This window comes from Catelliglobosispora koreensis DSM 44566 (genome assembly GCF_000379685.1).
In the GTDB taxonomy this organism is placed as follows: domain Bacteria; phylum Actinomycetota; class Actinomycetes; order Mycobacteriales; family Micromonosporaceae; genus Catelliglobosispora; species Catelliglobosispora koreensis.
Genome location: NZ_KB903272.1, coordinates 358,151 through 374,091, shown reverse-complemented (window position 1 = coordinate 374,091; position 15,941 = coordinate 358,151). Strand labels below are relative to the sequence as shown.

Sequence of the window (15,941 nt, the reverse complement as noted above, 5' to 3'; positions counted from 1 at the left end):
AGGTCAGTGAACGCTCACCAGGGCACCACCGGCTGGCTCATCGTCCAGCGAGATGCCCATCTCAGCCGCGATCTTGAGGGCTTCCTCAACCAGGGTTTCCACGATCAGTGATTCCGGCACGGTCTTGATGACCTCGCCCTTCACGAAGATCTGGCCCTTGCCGTTGCCGGAAGCGACGCCGAGGTCAGCCTCGCGAGCCTCGCCCGGGCCGTTGACGACACAGCCCATGACGGCGACGCGCAGCGGCGCGGGGAAGCCTTCAAGAGCCGCGGTGACCTGCTCAGCCAAGGTGTAGACGTCGACCTGAGCCCGGCCACAGGACGGGCACGAGATGATCTCCAGGCCACGTTCCTTGAGCCCCAGCGATTCCAGGATCGCGTTGCCCACCTTGATCTCTTCGACCGGTGGCGCGCTAAGCGAAACCCGGATCGTGTCGCCAATCCCTTCGGCGAGCAACGCTCCAAACGCGACAGACGACTTCACAGTGCCCTGGAACGATGGGCCCGCCTCGGTCACGCCCAGGTGCAGCGGATAGTCACACTGCTGGGCCAGCAAGCGATAAGCCCTGATCATCACGACCGGGTCGTTGTGCTTGACCGAAATCTTGATGTCGCGGAAGCCATGCTCTTCGAACAATGAGCATTCCCAAAGCGCCGACTCCACCAGAGCCTCAGCCGTGGGGCGGCCATACTTCTGCAGCAGCCGCTTGTCCAGCGAACCCGCGTTCACACCGATGCGGATCGGAACGCCAGCGCTGGCAGCGGCTGCGGCGATTTCCTTGACCTTGTCGTCGAACTGCTTGATGTTGCCCGGGTTCACCCGGACCGCGGCACAGCCCGCGTCGATCGCGGCGAACACGTACTTGGGCTGGAAGTGAATGTCGGCGATCACCGGGATCGGCGACTTCTTCGCGATCGCCGGCAGCGCCAGGACATCGTCTTGCGACGGCACGGCCACCCGGACGATCTGGCAGCCCGACGTCGCTAATTCCGCAATCTGCTGAAGCGTGGCATTCACGTCGGAGGTCAGCGTCGTCGTCATCGACTGCACACTCACCGGGGCACCGCCACCGACGGGCACGCTGCCCACCATCAGCCGGCGAGACTCCCGGCGGGGAGCTAGCGGCGGTGGCGGGGTGGCCGGCATTCCAAGGTTGATCGCAGTCACGGCACTCTCACTTGAAGAGGGAGATTGGGTTGACGATGTCGGCAGTAATAGTGAGCACGGTAAACGCACCGAAAATCAAGATTACCGTGTAGGTCAGCGGCATCAGCTTGTAGTAATCCACCCGGCCGGGGTCGGGTTTCTTCATTTTGCTGTACAGCCACGACCGCACCCGCTCGAACCAGGCGATCGCAATGTGACCACCGTCAAGTGGCAGCAGCGGCAGCAGGTTGAACAACCCGATAAACAGGTTCAGCGAAGCGATCATCGCGAAGATGGCCGGCCATTGGTGCAGCTTGGCCAGGTCGCCACCGATGCGGGCCGCGCCCACCACGCTGACCGGGCTCTCCGGGTCACGCTCACCGCCGGTGATGGCGGTCCACAATCCAGGGATCTTCTCCGGGAACTTCTTGATCGCCTCGATGACCCGCATGAAGGTGTCGCCCATGAGGCTCGCACCGACCGGGAAAGATTCGATGGCGTTGTACTCAACACGGGTCGGCAAAGCCGGGTCGAAGTCCAGCCCGATGCCCATGACCGCGACCTTTTCCTTGGCGCCCTTCGGGTCTCCGATCGGTGCCCGCTCGGCCTCCTTGGGAGTGACCGTGATCGTCTGCGTGGCACCGTTGCGCATCACCGTGACGTCGACCGGCTGCGCCGACTTCAGTGAGCGGATGCCCTTGACGAGATCGCCGTAGTTGTTGATGGGAACCGTGCCCAGCTGGGTGATCTTGTCGCCGGTCGCTAGACCGGCCGTCTTGGCAGGCCCATCAGCGACAGCACAGTTGCCTTCCTTGTCGGGCTCAAGGCAATCAGCGACATAGATGTAGGCCGGCTGCGTCAAAGGGTCCTCGGCGTGTATACCAAGGTTTTGCGGGTTGGGCATCGCGGCGGTGGCGGCCACGCCCCAGAAGATAAGGAACGCCAGGATGAAGTGGACGATGGAGCCAGCGGCCATGACGATGGTCCGCTTCCACACCGGGAAACGCCACATAGCGCGCTTGTCGTCAGCGTCCTCGTCCTGCGGCGTCATCCCGACGATCTTGACGAACCCACCGAGCGGCAGTGCCTTCACGCCGTATTCGGTGTCGCCCTTCCTCCGCGAAAAGATCGTCGGGCCGAAGCCGACGAAATAGCGGGTGACGCGCATGCCGAAGCCCTTGGCGGTGCCCATGTGACCGGCCTCATGCAGCGACACCGAAATCAGGATGCCGACCGCCACGAAGACGATCCCCAGCAGACCCAGCATTAAGCACCCATCCTGTCAATAAGCTCGTTAGCACGCTGCCGGGCCCAAGACTCGGCGGCGAGCACATCTTCGACCGTACCCGGTTCACCCAAGGCCGGAGCGTCCGCGAGGACCTGTGCCACCGTGTCCACGATGGCCAGGAAGGGCAAACGTCCTTCGGTGAAAGCTGCCACACATTCTTCATTAGCCGCATTAAAGATCGCTGGACGGCACTTGCCGTCGCGGCCGGCCTGCTTCGCCAGCTCAACAGCGGGAAACGCTTCATGATCCAGTGGGCGTAGTTCCCAGTTGTGCGCCATGGTCCAGTCGACGGCGGGGGCCGCGTCTCGTACCCGTTCGGGCCATCCCAAAGCCAGCGCGATCGGCAGCCGCATGTCTGGCGGTGAGGCCTGAGCCAGCGTGGATCCGTCGGTGAACTCCACTAGCGAGTGCAGCACCGACTGCGGGTGCACCATGACCTCGATGTCGTCATAGCTGATGCCGAACAGCTCGTGCGCTTCGATGACTTCGAGGGCCTTGTTCACGAGCGTCGCCGTGTTGATCGTGACGACCGGTCCCATGTCCCACGTCGGGTGCTTGAGCGCCTCTTCGACCGTGACGTTGGCCAGCTCTTCGCGCCGCCGGCCGCGAAACGCCCCGCCGCTCGCCGTCAGAATCAGTCGCCGCACCTCGCTGGCACTGCCGCCGCGAAGGCATTGCGCGAGCGCCGAGTGCTCACTGTCGACCGGAACGATCTGCCCCGGCTTGGCCACCCGGCGCACCAGTGGCCCACCGGCGACCAGTGACTCCTTGTTGGCCAGGGCGAGCAGGCGCCCCGATTCCAGCGCGGCCAGGGTGGGGCCGAGCCCGAGCGACCCGACCACTCCATTGAGGACGATGTCGCAAGGCCACTGAGCCAGCTCGGTCATCGCGTTGGGCCCGGTCACGATCTTCGGTATGCGAAACGAGCCGGTGGCATAGCCCTGTCGCGAGGCCTCAGCGTAGAAAGCCAGCTGCAAGTCTTGCGCGACGCTTGAGCGCGCGACGCCGACAACCTCTACTGCGAGCGAAAGTGCTTGCTGCGCAAGGACTTCAACGTTGCCACCACCAGCGCCGATAGCGACGACCCGGAAGCGGTCAGGGTTGCGTTCCACGATGTCGATCGCCTGAGTGCCGATCGACCCGGTGGAGCCGAGCAAAACGATGTCGCGCTGGACGGAACTGGAGTGCACGCCGCCTATTGTGCCCGGACCCACCAACTCGCTCATTCGGATGTCATGAACTCGGGGTGCTTTTGCAAGAATTCTGGGAGGTGTCCATCCCTGGCCGCGGCGAGCATGTCCAATGAAGCCGCCGTCAGCACCTGGAACGACACGCCATTGATGTCCTCAGAGGCGAACTGCCCCGCGTTGGTCTTGATCATTACGAGGTCGTTGGCCGCGACGTCCTTCATGGTGAACAGGAAGTTCTCCAGCGGGACGTTGCCGTGGTCGAGCAGCACGGCTTTGCCCGCCGCCTCGACGATGCGGTTGATCCGCGGCAGGTCCTTGATGATGTCCTTGCTGGCGGCCTTCTTCGCCATCGCCTTGATGACCTTTTGCTGGTTGCGCTGACGGTCATAGTCACCGTTTTCCAGGCTCTTGCGGATGCGGGCGAAGTCGAGGGCGAGCTGCGAACTAAACGTCCGGCAACCGGGCTCGTGCACGACAACCTTCGCCCCGGCCGGGAGACCCCGTACCTTGCCGGACGCCTCGTCGTACCAAACGTCAACGATCTTGCCGTCAGGCATCTTCGCCAGGTGGATGGATTCGGCTTTCTGGTCGACGCAGATGTCGACGCCACCGAGCTCATCGATGATGGACTTGAACCCGTCGAAGTCGACCAGCATGGCGCCGTTGAACTTCATGCCATTGGTGATCTTGTTCAGCGTCAGGGCGAGCATCTCAACGCCGTTGGCCCGCTTGGTCTGCTCGTCAGCGTCGTTCTTAGCGCGGTAGCCGATGCCGAAGACAGCGTTGACCTTCTCCACGCTCTGGCCGGGGAAGCCGAGCCGCTGATTCTTGGGCACCGAAACCTTGGTGTCACGCGGGATCGAGATCAGGTAAGCCTGATCGTGCGTTTTGGGGATGTGCATGATCACGATGCTGTCGGCCAGAACGCCCGCGCGGCCCTCGCCTGCACGTGACTCGGTGTCGATGCCCACCAGCAACAGGTTGATCGCGCCGTCGATGTTGGCGCCCGCCATCGCCACCGAGTCTTTGGGGATCAGGCTCGTGGTCTGAATGTTGGCCGTAACGGTCGCCAGCCCCAGCCGGACCGCGACGATGCCTCCGCCACCGGCGACCATCAACAAGGCACCGAAGATAACGAGCAGGCGCGCCCAGGTGGGATCCTTCCGGCGCTTGCGCTTCGCCGGGCGCACTTCGTCATCGAAGTCGGGCAGATCCATCGGGGGAGGTGGAGGCTGCCGCCGTTTCGTGCGAGTGGACGACGCGGGCACACTCACTCCGTTCGCGAGGGGGGTACGAATGACAACACTTTACAGACGGTCCCAGCTCGCTGCCGTACCGCGAAAAACTGTTCGTCCTATATGTTGCATTCGTACCCTGACCGTCGCGAGGTTTACACGCTGATTCCGCCGGAAGACCATCCGGGGCTCAACGTTCTACGACTCCCGGATGCCGTATCGACGATAGAGCTTGGCTAATGGCCCGGGAGCCCACCAGTTCCAGCGGCCGAGCAACCGCATGGTCGCGGGCACGAGTAGCGTGCGCACGAGCGCCGCGTCAACGGCGACCGCGACCACGGTGCCGACGCCGAGGAGCTTGATCGTGGCCGTGCCGCCGGTCGCGAACCCTCCAATCACGATGATCAGCAAGAGTGCCGCGGCGGTGATGATGCCGCCGGTCCGCTGCAGTCCGTGTGCCACCGCCGTGTTGTTGTCTCCGGTCTGGTCCCACTCCTCGCGTACCCGCGAAAGAAGGAAGACCTCGTAGTCGGTCGCCAGGCCGAACAAAATCGCGAGCATCAGCACCAGATTGGCTGGTTCTAGGAACCCCGTCACGGTGAAGCCCAGGAAATCGGCGAAGTGCCCGTCTTGGAAAACCCATACGACCACACCGAAGCTGGCGCCGATCGAGATGATGTTCATGACGATGGCCTTGAGTGGCAGCACCACTGAGCCAAAGGCGAGGAACAGCAACACAAACGTGCTCACCGCGATCAGCAATAGCATCCACGGCAACCGTTCCGTGAACGCGTCGAGCTGATCCACATCCGCGGCGGATCGCCCGCCAACGAGATGCTCCCCTGGCAGTTGCCGAATGTCGCGGACCAGATCGCGTGCCAGCTCCGACGTTGGCTCGCCGGGATAGTTCACGACGATCAGCTTGTCCTGCACAACCTGGGTGGCCGTGACGTTAGGCAGGCCCTTGATTCCCGCCTCCAGAGCGGATGCGTTGCTGGACAGAACCATGATCGGCGAGGTGCCACCGCCCGGGAACCCGGTGTTGATCCGTTCACTGACGACGCGCGACTCGGTGTCCTTGGGCAGAACGCGCTCGTCGAAACCACCAAACTCGATGCGCAGGAAGGGAACTGCCAGCGCCAGCAACAACACCGTCACACCGACGGCGTAAAGCACCGGCCGCCTCATCACGCTGTGGGCCAGTTTCGCCCAGCCACCCTCACCACGCTTGGGCCGTGCCTTGATGCTCAACGCGTTGATGCGCTTGCCCAGCACCACAAGCAGGGCAGGCAGCACGGTGAGCGCAGCGATCATCGCGACGAGCACCGCACTCATGCCGCCCCAAGCCATGGACTTGAGGAACGCCATCGGGAAGACCAGCAAGCTCGCCAGGGCGACAGCGACTGTCAGGCCGGACACCATGACGGTCCGTCCCGCGGTGGCGATGGTCACCGCGATCGCCTCCGCCGGTGTCTTGCCCAGGGCGAGTTCTTCCCGGAAGCGAGAGACGATGAATAGCGAATAGTCGATCGCCATACCGAGGCCGAGCATCGTAATGATGTTGATGGCGAAGACCGACACATCAGTGACCTGTGCCAGTGCCCTGACCGTGATGAAGGCGCCTAGCACCGCGAGGATGCCGACGAGCAAAGGTGTCGCCGCGGCGACGAGTCCACGGAAGATAAAGATAAGCAGGACAAGAAGAATCGGCAGGCTGATGATCTCGGCCTTCGTGATGTCCTCGCTGATTTGGGTGTTCGCGTCCTCCAGGAAGGGGATGAGCCCACCGATCTCGCTTTTGACTCCCGCTGCCCCTAAAAGGGGCTCGATGGCCGCGAAGTCGTCGAGCTTCTTGTTCTCGTCGCCATCGCGCAGCTGAATGGCCAGGTAGGTCGATTTTCCGTCGGTGGAGACCCGTCCATTGACGACACTCGTGACCTCGGGGCGGTCTTTGACCCGGGCCATGACATCGTGCACGGGAGCTTCGAGACTGTCCCCGGTGTAGAGCGCGATGATGTCGGTGTCCTGGCGGCCGAGCTCCGCGTTGATTTGCGCGTGTGCCTTGCTCGACGGACTCGACGGATCGTCGAAGCCGCCACTGATCAGATCGTTGAAAACGCCGCCGCCCCAGGTCGCCCCAAGCACGAGAACGGCTGCGGCGGCCAGCAAAATAAGCCAGCGCAACCGGACTACGGCCCGGCCCCACCATGCGAACATGTCATCCTCCGGCTAAAGTTGATTAACACCGGTTAGATTAGTGAACACCGTTAACGTCAGGATAGCTCGTGTCGGATAGGTCACAGAAGCGACGGGACCTCACGGTCGCTGAAATCAAGGCGGCAGCACGGTCTTTGCTGGTCGCGTCGGGTCCGGCGGGGATCAGCTTGCGAGCGGTCGCACGGGACATGGGCATCACCGCTCCCGCGCTCTACCGCTACTACCCGGCGCTTGACTCACTGATCCTCGACCTCGCGACCGACTTACACGTCGAGCTACGCCTGGCCTGTGAGGCCGTGCGCGACGAACTCCCCGCTGATGATCACGTCGGGCGGCTGATCGCGATGGTGCGCGAATTCCGGCGCTGGGTCCTCACCCACCTCAGCGAGGCCGCCCTGATGTTCGGCCCGCCCCTGCCCGGCGTCGATGAATTCCATCAGCAGTGCGAGGACCTCACGCACGCCGGCAACCAGTTCGGCATGATCTTCATCGAGCCGATGCTGGCCCTGCACGCTCAGGGACGCCTGCCGGTCCGGGACGCTCTCGCCTCCCAGTTCGACATCCCCGCCGAGGTCTACACCTACTTCCTGGCGAGGTGGGCACAGTTCTATGGATTAATTATGGCCGAAGCCTTCGGGCACTTGAGCTGGGCCGTTGATGACGCTACGGAACTTTTTGAAGCCGAACTGAAAGCCGTTACTGAGTCATTGCTCAGGTAATCTCTCTCGGTATGACCCACCCCACATCAGCCGACGTTGTGATCATCGGATCCGGGCACAACGGACTCGTTAGTGGCATCCTGCTGGCCCGGGCCGGCCTGCGCGTCGTCATGCTTGAGGCAAGCTCCGTCATCGGTGGCGCGACCCGCACCGAGCACCCCTTCGCCAAGGTGCCCGGCTTACAGCAGTCGACCGGCTCCTACTTGCTCGGTCTGATGCCACCGGAACTCATGCGCACCCTGGACATCGACATCCCGGTGCTGCGCCGCGACCCGCACTACTTCCTGCCCACGCCAGGGTCTGCCTATCTGCTCAGCGGCTCGACGCGCACGGACAACGGCATCTACTCCGAGGCCGACCTACGGGCAGACGCGTTGATGCAGGCCGAACTCGCCGCCCTGCGCGAGGATCTCGCGCCCGCGTGGCTGGCAGAACCAGGCACCGTCGAAGAGACCGCCGCGCAATACATCCGGCCGTCCCTTCAAGACACTTTCATTTCTCTGGTACGCGGAAGCGTGCTCGACTATCTGAAGAAGTTCGATTTCGAATCCGAACTACTGCTGTCGATGTACGCGGTGACCGATGGACTGTCGGGCATCAACGCCGGCCCCGACGATGCTGGAACCGGCCATAACTTCCTCGTGCACAACATGTGCCGGCTGCCCGGTGCCGACGGCACGTGGATGATCGCGCGCGGCGGGATGGGTACCGTCTCGCGGATGTTCTCCGAGGCGTTCGTCGCCGCTGGCGGGCAGATCTTCACCTCGTCACGAGTGGCTTCGGTGCTCTCGTCAGCCGGTGCCGTTACCGGTGTTGCCCTGGAATCCGGTCACGTTGTCTCGTCTCCGGTGGTGCTCGGCGCGTGCGATCCCTATGAGCTGATGAAGATCGCCCCCGTTCCTGACTCGTTGCAGGAGCGGATGAAGGCGCACCAGCGCACCGGCACCACGATGAAGGTCAACCTGGCTCTGTCTGGGCTGCCTAAGTTCTCGTGTCTGCCCGCGGGCGCCCCATCGCCGTTTGGTTCCACGATCCACCTGCTGCCCGGCTCCGATGGTGATCAGCCGCTGGCCCGCTTGCGCCGGATGTGGGAGCAAGTCCAATCAGGACAGTTGCCCGACGAGCCGACGATCGAGTGGTACCTGCACACCACCGTCGATCCCTCTTTGATGGACGACGAAGGACACCACTCCAGTGCGCTGTTCGTCCAGTCCGTGCCCTACGGCGCCGCCGTGGATGACGCCTACGTGGACCACCTGTTGTCCATTTGCGACAGTTACGCGCCCGGAACGTCAGCGCTCGTCGCCGACACCTTCACGCTGTCGCCGTCGGGGATCGAGTCGCACTTCGGCATCACCGGTGGGCATATTCATCACGTGGACAACACCGTCGCGCTGGCGTCCCGGATGCCTTATGCCACCGGCTTCCCCGGCCTCTACGCCGGCTCCGCCGGCTGCCACCCGGCCGGGTCAGTCATCGGCGCGGCAGGCCACAACGCCGCCAACCGCATCCTGGCCGACCTCGGCAAGTAGCCCGCTTGCCCTTGCGGCCGCGCTATTTGGCCGCGCATCGTGCGGGCGCGCATCGTGCGGGCGCGCATCGTGCGGGCGCGCATCGTGCGGGCGCGCATCGTGCGGGCGCGCATCGTGCGGGCGCGCATCGTGCGGGCGCGCATCGTGCGGGCGCGCCCGTTGGTGATCCACATCCCTTGGGACGTGATCAAACCGCCTTTTGATCACGTCTGGAGGGATGTGGATCTCACCTCGGGATGTGGATCACGATGAAGCGGCGGGCACGGAACGGATCTCGTGCCCGACGCTCGTCAGGCAGCGCCCACTCGATAGGTCAAACTTCCAGCCGTGCAACTGGCACGTGAGCGTCTTGCCCTCGACGATGCCAAAGCGCGTCAGGTCGGCCTTGAGGTGTGGGCAGCGGCGCTGGAACGTCCAGCCGCCCATCGTGATGTCCTCGGCATCGGGACGCTGGCTTTCATACCAGCCCTCGGCATACTGCAGGCGCTCCTCGGACAGGCACTTGAAGAACGCGTAGACGAACTCGTTGTACTGACCGATGCGGGCGGCGGAGAACCGGCAGGACAGGAACAGCGAATTGACCCAGTCACCTTCACCGATGTGGAGCAGGTGCTCGACAAGGCGGCGCTCGGTTCGGAACCGGTAACGGACCTTCTCCTCGTCGTACACCCGAACTTCTTTGCCTGGGAAGTCAATGACGATCGACTCGAGCACCTCGCCGTCGGGGGACGTGAGATCGAACCTGACCGGACCGCCGACTCCCTTGGCGAGGTAGACGGATTCGTCGAGCAGCGGCTCGATCTGCGCCTTCATGCCCGCGAGCACATCGACCTCAGGGTGCGACCAGGAAGCCTTCTCCTTCTCAATGGTCACGCGCTGACGATCGCGGTATGCCTTCAGGTGCGCTTCCTTGTTGGCGAAGTATTCGTCTGGATCCGTCGGATGCGTTGTGCTGCAATCGGTTTGCGTCAGCGTCGAGACACTGCCCGGCAGCAGCACGACACCATTGGAGCCCGGATACTCCTTCATGAACTCCGACTGATCCGGGAAGATGTTGCCCTCGTCGCCGTGAATATCGTTGAGGTGCCACAGTTCGTCATCGAGGAAGCAAGGCGGCCCAGCGATCGGGAACACCCAGCTAGCCTGAAGATCGTCGATGTAACGGAACGTCCGGTCAAACTGGCGCTCACGCTTCTGCTTGCCGAAGGCGGTCTTCGCGGTCTGCGGCAGCTCGTAAACCATCGGATACCAGATCGCACCACTGAACTGCAGCATGTGCGCGTGCACGTGACCGAGTTCCTTGAACGAGGCTAGATCCGTTGGCCGGGCGTCATTTTGGTTCAGGACGCGCACGCCGTCATATTCCACCCACAGTGACGAGTCGCCAATCGGGCCGTCGGTCGGGCTGATCAGCGCCTGGATGAGCACCTTGAGCCCGCCATCGAGCTCGTGCACCTCGTCGCTCACGGTCTTGAAGAACTTCGTGAAGCCCAAGTCGCGCAGTTCGTCCTCAAGCTGCGACGTCGGGTACTCGGGGAGCAGAACGGTCGCCTTCTTGCTCACGAACCGCTTGAGATGTGCCGCGTCGAAATGGTCGCGGTGCAAGTGCGAGACGTAGAGGTAGTCGCACTGGCCCAAGGACTCCCAGTCGAGCTGGGAATTGTCCGGAAAGGGGAACCAGGAGGCGAAATACGCTGGGTTCACCCAGGGATCACAGAGGATCGACCCGGCTGGGGTGTCGATGCGCATGCTGGCGTGTCCCGTACCCGTAATTTGCACTGCTCTAGGCTACCGGTGGAGAAACGTGACCGCCGAAAGGACCTCCAGTGGCCGCAGAAGAGCCGGTAACCTCACCCGACCAGCACAAGCCCACTCCGCGCAGGCTGTGGCGCATCGGCGGCGTGGCCGTGATCATCACTCTCGTGCTGATGCTTTTCGCCAACAACGACGTCAGCACGGGCGCTCCGTGGATCATCGGGTTCGCCGCCGGGATCGCCTTCCTGCTGATCGCCGACGCCGTGCTGCGCCGCAACGGATTGCGGGACTGACATAGCAAAGGGCCCCGCCTGGGCGGGGCCCTTAACGTCTTAGCGCGCCACGTCTTAGCGCGACCGGAGAATCTCGCGAGCTTCCCGGATCGCCTGATCCACCTCGGCTTCGTAATAGCCGCCGGGAACTAGCGCCAGCCTGGTCGGATCCAGCTCAGATTCGTTCACTCCACCGCGGCCAGCCAGGGCACCAGCGACCGTGTCGAACAACCGGTCCACTTGGCTCGGGTCATAGCCACTGCCGAAGCGACGCAACTGGAACGTGCGGCGCAGCTGATCGATCCGCTGGCTCTCGATCCCACCCGGAGGCGGGCCGAAGCCACCGCTTTGCGACGGCGGCAGCGGGTTGAACGATCCGGTGGCGGCGGCGTCGAAACCACGTCCCGACATCGTGTCCATCTGGCGGAAGGGCGGGGCCGCGGGGGAAACGGGCCCGAAACCGCCTGTGCCATAAGGATCGCTGCGACGGATCTCGCCCGTCAGATCGGTACGCCGGATCTCACCCGTGAGGTCATTTCCGCCTCGGCGCGGCAAGTCCGAGTTGAAGCCTGGGTAGCTGCCTGACGGTTCGCGGATGGGGTCCGGCGGGAGGGCGCTAAAGCTGCCAGTCGGCACATAGGCCGAGTCATCACGCCGCGGCGGTCCGTCAAAAGGCTGGTCAAAGCGGGGCAAAGTGCTGGTGGGAACGTGCGCTGAAGGAGTGCGGGTGGGCAACGGTGGTGGCGGCGGCCCTCCACGATCGACCGGGGAACTCATCGCGGCACGCAACTGGGCACCGACACCGGGGCCCATCGACCGCTCCTCAAGCTCGGCGATCTGACGCTCCACCCGGTCAAGGTGCAGGTCAACTTGCCACTCGTCATAACCGCCGAACCGCACTCTAAAGACGACGTCGTGCACATCCTGCGCGGTCACCCGGCCCGCCCCTGAGCCGTTGATGGTCGCTTCTACCCGGTCCAGGAAGGCGTCAACCTCATCGACTTTGTATCCGCGGCGGATCGCCCGCCGGCGGAAACGCTGCCCGTGACTCGAAGAACTCATGCCTCACCCTCGCTTGCCGCCAGTTGACCACATGCGCCGTCGATCTCTCGCCCTCTAGTGTCCCGCACAGTAGTAGGAACACCGGCTTCCCGCAGCCTTCTGACGAATTCCCGCTCAACCGGCTTGGGACTGGCGTCCCATCGGCTCCCGGGGGTGGGATTGAGCGGGATGAGATTGACGTGCGCCAGCCGCCCCGCTAGCAGTCGTCCTAAAAGGTCGGCCCGCCACGGCTGATCATTCACATCCCTGATCATCGCGTATTCAATACTGATTCGCCGACCAGTCTTCGCGGAGTAGGCCCACGCCGCGTCGAGCACCTCAGCGACCTTCCAGCGCTGGTTGACCGGCACGAGTTCGTCGCGGAGCTCGTCGTCAGGCGCGTGTAAGGAAAGCGCAAGAGTAACCGACAAATCTTCGTCTGCCAGCTTTTTCATGGCCGGGACTAGGCCGACCGTCGATACGGTGATGTGCCGCTGCGACAAGCCCAGCCCCTCCGGAGCGGGACTGGTCAGCCGGCGCAACGCCGCGATGACGCGGGAGTAGTTCGCCAAAGGCTCGCCCATGCCCATGAACACGACATGGCTTAGCCTTCGCGGCACTCCCTCCATGACCCCCGACGCGGCGACGCCAGCCAGATAGACCACCTGATCGACGATTTCCGCGGTCGAGAGATTGCGCGTTAGCCCCGCCTGTCCCGTAGCACAGAACGGGCAGGCCATTCCGCAGCCTGCCTGACTTGAAATGCAGACGGTTACCCGATCTGGGTAACCCATCAGCACGCTCTCCACGAGCGCACCGTCGTGAAGCCGCCAAAGCGATTTGCGGGTCGCCCCGTCGTCGCATTCAAGCTCGCGAACCGGCGTCAGCAGCTTTGGCATCAGATGGCCTGCGAGACGCTCACGGGACGCGGCCGGGATGTCCGTCATCGCGGCTGGGTCGCGCTCGAGGCGGCCAAAGTAGTGGGTGGACAGCTGAGCGGCACGGAAGGCCTGCTCGCCGGTTTCGGCGACGATGGCGCGACGGCCAGCCAAATCCAGGTCCGCCAGATGGACAGGCGGCATGGAGGCACGGCGCGAAGGCATACCGTCACCGAGCGTTAATGGAACTACGGGCAGTGTTGTCATGACTGGACCAGTGTCCCACGTTCCGCAACGTACAACAGCCCCCCGGTTGACACCGGGAGCGATATCACGGGAGCGGCGCCAGCACGGAGAGCAACAGATAGGCGGTTGGCACAGCGAAAAGAATCGAGTCCAGCCGGTCCATCAGGCCGCCGTGCGCGGGCAGCAGGTTACTCATGTCCTTGATTCCAAGATCACGCTTGATGAGTGATTCGGTCAGATCACCGAGCACCGCGGCGCATGAGACGATCACGCCGAACAACGCGCCCTTCCACGGAGCCACATCAAGCAGCAGCCACAACAACGCGGCACTGCCGGCCGAAGTCGCCACGATGGAGCCCGCGAAACCCTCCCAGGACTTCTTGGGGCTGATCGAGGGAGCCATCGGGTGCTTTCCAAAAAGGACACCCGCGACGTAGCCTCCCGTGTCCGACAGGACGACGGCCAGAAGTGCGACAAGAATCCGCCAATGCCCGTCGTCCGGCGTGACGAGCAATACCGCGAAGCCCAACAGGAATGGCACATAGACCAAAATCAGCACTGACGCGCCCATGTCGCGCAAGTAACCGTCGGGCCCGTCACCCATCCGCCACACGAGCACGGCCAGAACCGCGACCAGCAATCCGGTTGTCAGTCCTTCGATCCCGGCGAACCAGGCGAGCACGACCATCGCGATGGAACCGCCAAGGAGCGGCAGCAGGGCCGGATGCGCCTCACCTGACCGGATCGCGCGCGCCATCTCCCACACGCCGATGCACGCCGCGATCGCGATTATCGCGATGAAGGCTGGCTTGAAGAAGAACAGCGGAACGAGCACCGCGGTCAGGAGCAGGACACCAACCAGCAGCGACACCGGGACATTACGCCCTGCCCGGCCATAGTCAGGCGCATTGGCGGGCGCGGCATGCCTGAAGCGCCGCGCCCCCTCATCAACCTCTGACATCAGATTTCGAGCAGCTCAGCTTCTTTGTGCTTGACCAGCTCGTCGATGTGACCCGTGTACTTGTGGGTCAGTTCGTCGAGTTCTTTCTCGGCCCGCTTGCCCTCATCTTCGCCAACGGCACCATCTTTGACGAGCTTGTCGAGCTCATCCTTGGCCTTGCGGCGGATGTTGCGGATCGCGACCTTGCCGTCCTCGCCCTTGCTGCGGACGACCTTGATCATGTCGCGACGGCGGTCCTCGGTCATCGGCGGAACGACGATGCGCAGCACGGTGCCTTCGTTGCCCGGGTTCACGCCGAGGTCCGAGTCACGAATCGCGCGCTCCATCGAACCCAGCTGGGAGGCGTCGTACGGCTTGATGATCACCATGCGCGGCTCCGGGACGCTGATCGAAGCCATCTGCGGCAGCGGTGTCGGCGTGCCGTAGTAGTCGATCACAATCTTGGAGAACATTGCCGCGCTCGCCCGGCCGGTGCGAATGGCAGCGAAGTCTTCTTTCGCGTGCTCAACGGCCCGGTCCATTCGCTCCTCGGCCTCAAGGAGGGTCTCGTCAATCACGGGCTTCTCCGAATCTCTCAAGTCAAGTTCACACTAGGACCGCAAGTGAGGTATCGCGTGTCGGGCCTGCGGCCCGACACGCGATACCTCACTAGCGTTCAGGACGGGGTGATGAGCGTCCCGATCTTCTCACCACGCAACGCGCGCGCGATGTCGTCCCCCTCAGCCCCGAAAACCAGCATCGGTAGCCCATTTTCCCCGGACAGGCTGAGCGCCGCGGCATCGGCCACCCGAAGCCCTTGCCGGATGGCTTCCCGCGAGGTGATCTGGTCGAGTTTTACCGCGTCAGGGTTGGTGCGCGGGTCAGCGCTGTAAACGCCGTCCACTCCGTTCTTGCTCATGAGCACGACATCGGCCCGGATCTCCAGCGCACGCTGGGCCGCGACCGTGTCAGTCGTGAAGTAGGGCATGCCAGCGCCGCCGCCGAAGATGACGACCCGGCCCTTTTCCAGGTGCCGGATGGCGCGCAGCGGAATGTATTGCTCGGCGACTTGAGCCATCGTGATGGCGGTCTGCACGCGCGTCTCGATCCCTTCCTTCTCCAGGAAGTCCTGCAATGCCAAGCAGTTCATGACCGTGCCGAGCATTCCCATGTAGTCAGCACGCGCCCGGTCCATCCCGCGTTTCTGAAGCTCCGCACCACGGAAGAAGTTGCCGCCGCCCACCACGACCGCGACTTGCACTCCCGCGCGCACCACAGTGGCGATCTGCCGGGCGATGCCGGCCACCACGTCGGGATCAACGCCAACGGCGCCACCGCCGAAAACCTCGCCTGAAAGCTTCAGAACCACTCGCTTGAACTGACCGGTCAAGAGTGCCACCTTCCTCACACGTCACCGCAGACCATATGCCACGGGGAGGCCGTGTTCGCACGACCTCCCCGAACGCGTTTTTCGCCAAGTGA

At 63.5% G+C, this 15,941-nt stretch carries 12 protein-coding genes and 2 pseudogenes; 3 read left to right on the top strand and 11 right to left on the bottom strand.

Translation table 11 applies throughout. From position 1 onward, the window contains the following. Positions 1-3: 3 nt before the first annotated feature. The 5 genes from ispG to A3E1_RS0124435 form a co-directional block, all read right to left on the bottom strand. Positions 4-1,167 (bottom strand): flavodoxin-dependent (E)-4-hydroxy-3-methylbut-2-enyl-diphosphate synthase, encoded by a 1,164-nt coding sequence (gene ispG / locus A3E1_RS0124455; protein ID WP_026208794.1) that lies wholly within the window; start codon positions 1,165-1,167, stop codon positions 4-6. A 7-nt stretch (positions 1,168-1,174) separates the two neighbouring features. After that, entirely contained in the window at positions 1,175-2,413 is a 1,239-nt protein-coding gene (locus A3E1_RS0124450) for a M50 family metallopeptidase (protein ID WP_020523420.1), read from the bottom strand. After that, a complete protein-coding gene (dxr, locus tag A3E1_RS0124445; protein WP_020523419.1) occupies positions 2,413-3,660 on the bottom strand; it encodes a 1-deoxy-D-xylulose-5-phosphate reductoisomerase in 1,248 nt (415 codons plus the stop codon). Before dxr ends, A3E1_RS0124450 begins: the two co-directional genes overlap by 1 nt. Continuing rightward, entirely contained in the window at positions 3,657-4,841 is a 1,185-nt protein-coding gene (locus A3E1_RS0124440) for an LCP family protein (protein WP_020523418.1), read from the bottom strand. Before A3E1_RS0124440 ends, dxr begins: the two co-directional genes overlap by 4 nt. A 216-nt stretch (positions 4,842-5,057) precedes the next feature. Further along, positions 5,058-7,076: an MMPL family transporter gene (locus tag A3E1_RS0124435; RefSeq protein ID WP_020523417.1), complete on the bottom strand. Its 2,019-nt coding sequence runs from the start codon at positions 7,074-7,076 to the stop codon at positions 5,058-5,060. 68 nt (positions 7,077-7,144) lie between these two features. Here A3E1_RS0124435 and A3E1_RS0124430 point away from each other — a divergent pair, with 68 nt between their 5' ends. Continuing rightward, positions 7,145-7,795: a TetR/AcrR family transcriptional regulator gene (locus A3E1_RS0124430; protein WP_020523416.1), complete on the top strand. Its 651-nt coding sequence runs from the start codon at positions 7,145-7,147 to the stop codon at positions 7,793-7,795. Between the two features lie 11 nt (positions 7,796-7,806). After that, complete coding sequence (locus A3E1_RS0124425; protein ID WP_020523415.1) at positions 7,807-9,327, top strand: phytoene desaturase family protein; 1,521 nt, start codon at positions 7,807-7,809, stop codon at positions 9,325-9,327. A 203-nt stretch (positions 9,328-9,530) separates the two neighbouring features. On the opposite strand, the pseudogene A3E1_RS0124415 reads toward A3E1_RS0124425, so the two are convergent. Next, a pseudogene (locus A3E1_RS0124415) lies at positions 9,531-11,106 on the bottom strand (Rieske 2Fe-2S domain-containing protein). Positions 11,107-11,153: 47 nt separating this feature from the next. Here A3E1_RS0124415 and A3E1_RS0124410 point away from each other — a divergent pair. Beyond that, the gene (locus tag A3E1_RS0124410; RefSeq protein ID WP_020523412.1) at positions 11,154-11,375 is read left to right on the top strand and encodes a hypothetical protein; all 222 of its coding nucleotides are present in this window, start codon (positions 11,154-11,156) and stop codon (positions 11,373-11,375) included. A gap of 54 nt (positions 11,376-11,429) precedes the next feature. Here the strand turns inward: A3E1_RS0124410 and A3E1_RS0124405 are convergent, their stop codons facing one another. From A3E1_RS0124405 to pyrH, 5 genes and pseudogenes are all read right to left on the bottom strand, one after another. Then, positions 11,430-12,416 carry a DivIVA domain-containing protein gene (locus A3E1_RS0124405; RefSeq protein ID WP_020523411.1) on the bottom strand — a complete coding sequence of 329 codons (987 nt, stop codon included), beginning with the start codon at positions 12,414-12,416 and terminating at the stop codon, positions 11,430-11,432. Beyond that, positions 12,413-13,540: a 23S rRNA (adenine(2503)-C(2))-methyltransferase RlmN gene (rlmN, locus tag A3E1_RS0124400; RefSeq protein ID WP_026208790.1), complete on the bottom strand. Its 1,128-nt coding sequence runs from the start codon at positions 13,538-13,540 to the stop codon at positions 12,413-12,415. The genes A3E1_RS0124405 and rlmN overlap by 4 nt, the downstream gene beginning before the upstream one ends. A gap of 64 nt (positions 13,541-13,604) precedes the next feature. Continuing rightward, positions 13,605-14,462: pseudogene (locus A3E1_RS41845) on the bottom strand (phosphatidate cytidylyltransferase); the annotation flags it as partial. Between the two features lie 17 nt (positions 14,463-14,479). Then, positions 14,480-15,037: a ribosome recycling factor gene (gene frr, locus A3E1_RS0124390; protein WP_020523408.1), complete on the bottom strand. Its 558-nt coding sequence runs from the start codon at positions 15,035-15,037 to the stop codon at positions 14,480-14,482. A gap of 98 nt (positions 15,038-15,135) precedes the next feature. Next, on the bottom strand, positions 15,136-15,828 hold the full coding sequence (pyrH, locus tag A3E1_RS0124385) for a UMP kinase (protein WP_083929632.1): 693 nt from the start codon (positions 15,826-15,828) through the stop codon (positions 15,136-15,138). Positions 15,829-15,941: the final 113 nt, after the last annotated feature.